General features: G+C 43.6%; 4 protein-coding genes. All 4 read right to left on the bottom strand.

Annotated elements, in window-relative coordinates; translation table 11 throughout:
- Positions 1-497: anthranilate phosphoribosyltransferase (trpD, locus tag GMD1S_RS11280; protein WP_000658671.1), on the bottom strand; the 497-nt coding region annotated here is incomplete at its 3' end.
- A gap of 10 nt (positions 498-507) precedes the next feature.
- Positions 508-1,074 (bottom strand): aminodeoxychorismate/anthranilate synthase component II, encoded by a 567-nt coding sequence (locus GMD1S_RS11275; RefSeq protein WP_000601900.1) that lies wholly within the window; start codon positions 1,072-1,074, stop codon positions 508-510.
- Complete coding sequence (gene trpE / locus GMD1S_RS11270; protein ID WP_000439663.1) at positions 1,071-2,432, bottom strand: anthranilate synthase component I; 1,362 nt, start codon at positions 2,430-2,432, stop codon at positions 1,071-1,073. The genes GMD1S_RS11275 and trpE overlap by 4 nt, the downstream gene beginning before the upstream one ends.
- Positions 2,433-3,031: 599 nt before the next feature.
- A partial coding sequence (trpB, locus tag GMD1S_RS11260; RefSeq protein ID WP_000319464.1) for a tryptophan synthase subunit beta occupies positions 3,032-4,207 on the bottom strand: 1,176 nt, incomplete at its 5' end.

Raw genomic sequence — 4,207 nt, 5'->3', positions numbered from 1 at the left:
AAACGAGCTGGCATGATGTATTTCATAGCTGGGTGCATATTTTTAGCAAAGAGAAATACAATTCCAGTTTTATCGAAGACCTTACCTAGTTCAGCTGGTTTGAGGTCTAGATTGATACCCAAGGCTTGAAGGACATCTGCAGAACCAGATTTAGAAGAAATCGAGCGGTTACCGTGCTTAGCCATATGAATGCCGCCACCAGCCAAGACAAAGGCTGCAGTTGTCGAAATGTTAAAGCTGAAGGACTTGTCCCCACCTGTACCACAGTTGTCCATAGCATCATGAATTTCAGTTGGAATGTGTTGGGCATGCCCTCTCATGACTTGTGCAATGGCTGTGCGTTCTTCCGGTGTTTCCCCCTTCATCTTAAGGGCCAAGAGGAGAGAAGCAATCTGCGCTTCGGTTACACGCCCAGTTACGATACGCTCAATGACATCCGTCATTTCCACACCTGATAAATGTTCAAATTTTGCTAATTTTTCAATAATCTCTTTCATCCTAGTTTCCTCACTTTACAACCTTCTCGATAAAATTCCGAATAGAAGACAAGCCATCTGGCGTTCCGATACTTTCTGGATGGTATTGGAAGCCATAAATCGGCAGGCTTTTGTGTTGAATTCCCATAATAGCTTGGTCATCAGTCGAACGAGCTGTAACTTCAAAGCCTTCTGGCATTTCTTCAATCAAAATACTGTGATAACGCATGACTGGACGACCATCCTCGATGCCTTGATAGAGAACAGATGGCGCTTCAAAGCTGATGTGGCTCTGTTTCCCATGCATAACTTTTGGAGCCAAGCCTAGCTTCCCACCAAAGACTTCTGCAATAGCTTGATGACCCAAACAAATACCTAGAATTGGCTTCTTGCCTGCAAAGTCACGAATCATATCTTCCATCTTTCCAGCATCAACTGGCCAACCAGGACCGGGAGAAAAAACCAGACCATCTGCTTTTTCAGCTTCTTCATACAGCTTGGGATCATCATTTCTCAAAACCTGCACCTCTGCAAAATTCCCGATGTATTGGGCCAAGTTATAGGTAAAAGAATCATAGTTGTCAATCAATAAAATCATGGTCTTAGTTCTCCAATTCTAGTCATAGATTTAGCTTTGTTAATGGTTTCTTGGTATTCGTTTTGGGCGATGGAGTCGTAGACAATCCCTGCCCCGGCCTGCACATAGGCTGTTTGATTTTTAAGAATCATAGTTCGGATGGCAATGGCCAAATCCATATCACCTGTCGCAGACAAGTAGCCGATTGCTCCTGCGTATACGCCTCGTTTTTCCGTTTCCAGTTCATAGATCCGTCTCATGGCCCGAATCTTTGGTGCTCCTGACACTGTTCCAGCTGGAAGTGTAGCTTTCAAGGCATCCATGGCAGTGAGGCCTGGAAGCAAACGTCCCTTGACCACGCTGGTCAAATGCATGACATAGCGGAAGAGCTCCACTTCCATATACTTGGTGACTTGAACACTGGCCGTTTCAGAGATGCGACCAATATCATTGCGTCCCAAATCTACTAACATCCGATGTTCTGCTGTTTCCTTCTCATCAGAAAGCAGGTCTGTCGCCAAGGCCTTATCCTCTTCATCCGTAGCTCCTCTTGGTCGCGTTCCCGCAATCGGATTAGTTGTCACAATGCCATTTTTGACAGAAACCAAACTTTCAGGACTAGCACCGATGATTTGATAATCCCCAAAATCATAGAAATAGAGGTAATTAGATGGATTGGTCACGCGGAGATTTCTGTAGAAGTCAAATGGATTTCCAGTAACTTCTGCTGAGAAACGCTGGCTGAGCACGCATTGGAACATATCACCATTACGAATCAAGTCACGAGAAGTTTCCACCATTTCCTCAAACTTCTGAGGAGCGATATGCGGTTTGAAGTTCAACGGAGATAGATCCAAATCTTCAAATTCATTTGGAGCAGGAATGCGTAATTCCTCAAGCACTTGGTTCAAGGCTTTTTCCAAATCTTCTTGACTGCGATCACTATAAAGAGCATCCTCTATGACATGAATTTTTTCTTTCTTGTGGTCAAAGACCATATAACTCTCATAGACAAAGAAATGCATGTCTGGCGTTCCAATGGTATCCTCAGGGATTTGGCCAATTTCTTCATAAAGAGAAATCATATCGTAACCGACAAAGCCAATAGCTCCCCCACCAAAAGGGAGATCTGAATGGTGTTGGCTCTTATGAGTCACTTCATAAAGGAAATCCAAAGGATCCCGATCAATCACTTGACCATTTTGATAAAGGACTCCATTTTCAAACTGAATCTCAAAAACAGGATTATAGGCTAGGATAGAAAAACGAGCGGTTTCCTTGTCTCTCGGAATACTCTCTAGGATAACCTTGTGTTGCCCTTTTAAGCGCATATAAGCCAAGATTGGTGATAAGACATCTCCATGAATGATTCGTTCCATTGTAATTTCCCTTTCAGTTTCTTATTTTTAATTTTTGGTCTTTTTTCTATTTCCCTTAAATAGTGCGGACGGGAGGTAAAATTATCCAGTGGATGATTTTAGAAATCCATGAAATGAAAGACCTAATTTTCGAGCTCCTCGCTCATTCATTTCTAGGCTCAGGCTAAAATAGTTCCCCAAACTATTTTACTCTCAAAAATTCCGTTCTAGAGAAGCATCTTTGCTTCTCTAGAATACCACTATAGCGGGAAATAGCGGGTCAATGCTCACTTCGTTAGCAAATATTTTATAGAAATCTATCTAGTGATGAAGCATAATTTAAAACTGATAGCCATATCTACGATAAATATATAAAAATCCCCACGCAAAATAACTTGCGTGAGGACGAAATTCGCGGTGCCACCTCAATTATAGGATTTCTCCTATCTCTCATTCCTGTCTCAGAACTTTCCTATAACAGGCTGTGCGATAAAGGGCACTCCCTTGAGAATTATGTTTTCTTCTCTCGTTTCAGATGGACCCAACCTTACAGCTTTCTCTGCTTGATTCCAGCAACCACAAGCTCTCTGTGAGAGAAAAGACTGTAATTTTTCCATCTTTTATTTTTTAGCTTCTAGGTAGTCTGCAATAGCAGCTACGTCCTTGTCTCCACGACCAGAGACATTGATGATGATAATCTCATCTTTACTTAGTTTCGGTGCACGTTTAACCGCTTCTGCGATGGCGTGCGAACTTTCAATCGCTGGGATAATCCCTTCTGTCTTACTAAGAAGGAGCAAGGCTTGAACAGCTTCTTCATCTGTCGCTGCTACGTATTCTACGCGGCCAGAATCTTTGAAGTAGGCGTGTTCTGGGCCAACCCCTGGATAGTCCAAACCAGCTGAGATAGAGTAAACTGGCGCCAGCTCTCCGTCTTCCTTAAAGACTGCATAGGTCTTCATACCATCGACAATTCCGACACTACCCTTTGTCATAGTGGCTGCATGCTTGTCTGTGTCAAGTCCGTGACCGGCAGCTTCGACCCCAACCAATTTGACTTCTTCATCAGCCACATACTGCGAAAAAGCACCGATGGCATTCGAACCACCACCTACACAGGCAATGACGTAGTCTGGTAAACGACCTTCTTTTTCTAAGATTTGACGGCGAGATTCTTCACTGATGACCTTTTGGAATTCATGAACAATGGTAGGATAAGGATGAGGTCCTACAGCAGATCCCAAAACGTAGAAGGCTTCAAGGTCATTCATCCATGCTCCAAAGGCTGCATCAACCGCATCCTTAAGAGTTCGTGTCCCCGTTTCAACTGCGTGAACAGTCGCTCCCATCATCTCCATGCGGAAGACATTGAGTCGTTGACGCTCCACATCTTCTGCACCCATGTAGACATCACAAGCCATACCAAACTTGGCTGCAGCAGCTGCTGTCGCAACACCGTGCTGACCAGCTCCTGTTTCTGCGATCACTCGTTTTTTGCCCATACGTTTGGCAAGAAGGATTTGACCTAGAACATTGTTGAGCTTGTGAGAACCAAGGTGGTTAAGATCTTCGCGCTTGAGATAAATCTTAGCTCCACCTAGGTGCTCTGTCAAACTTTCCGCAAAATAAAGCGGTGTTTCGCGACCAGAATAATCCTTCAAGTAATGGCGAAATTCTGCCAAAAACTCTGGATCATCCTTGTACTTGTCAAATGTCACTTCCAACTCATCCAACAAAGCTTGAATCGGCTCCGGTACAAAACTACCACCAAATTGTCCAAAATAACCTTTAGTTGT

Source organism: Streptococcus sp. GMD1S (assembly GCF_000296875.1).
Lineage (GTDB): Bacteria > Bacillota > Bacilli > Lactobacillales > Streptococcaceae > Streptococcus.
The sequence above is the reverse complement of the archived record's forward strand: the minus strand, read 5'-3'. Positions and strand labels throughout refer to the sequence as shown.

What these genes read in the sequence shown, in the direction of transcription:
- GMD1S_RS11275 (WP_000601900.1), bottom strand. Translation starts at nt 1,074, where the DNA reads ATGATTTTATTGATTGACAACTATGATTCTTTTACCTATAACTTGGCC.
- trpE (WP_000439663.1), bottom strand. Translation starts at nt 2,432, where the DNA reads ATGGAACGAATCATTCATGGAGATGTCTTATCACCAATCTTGGCTTAT.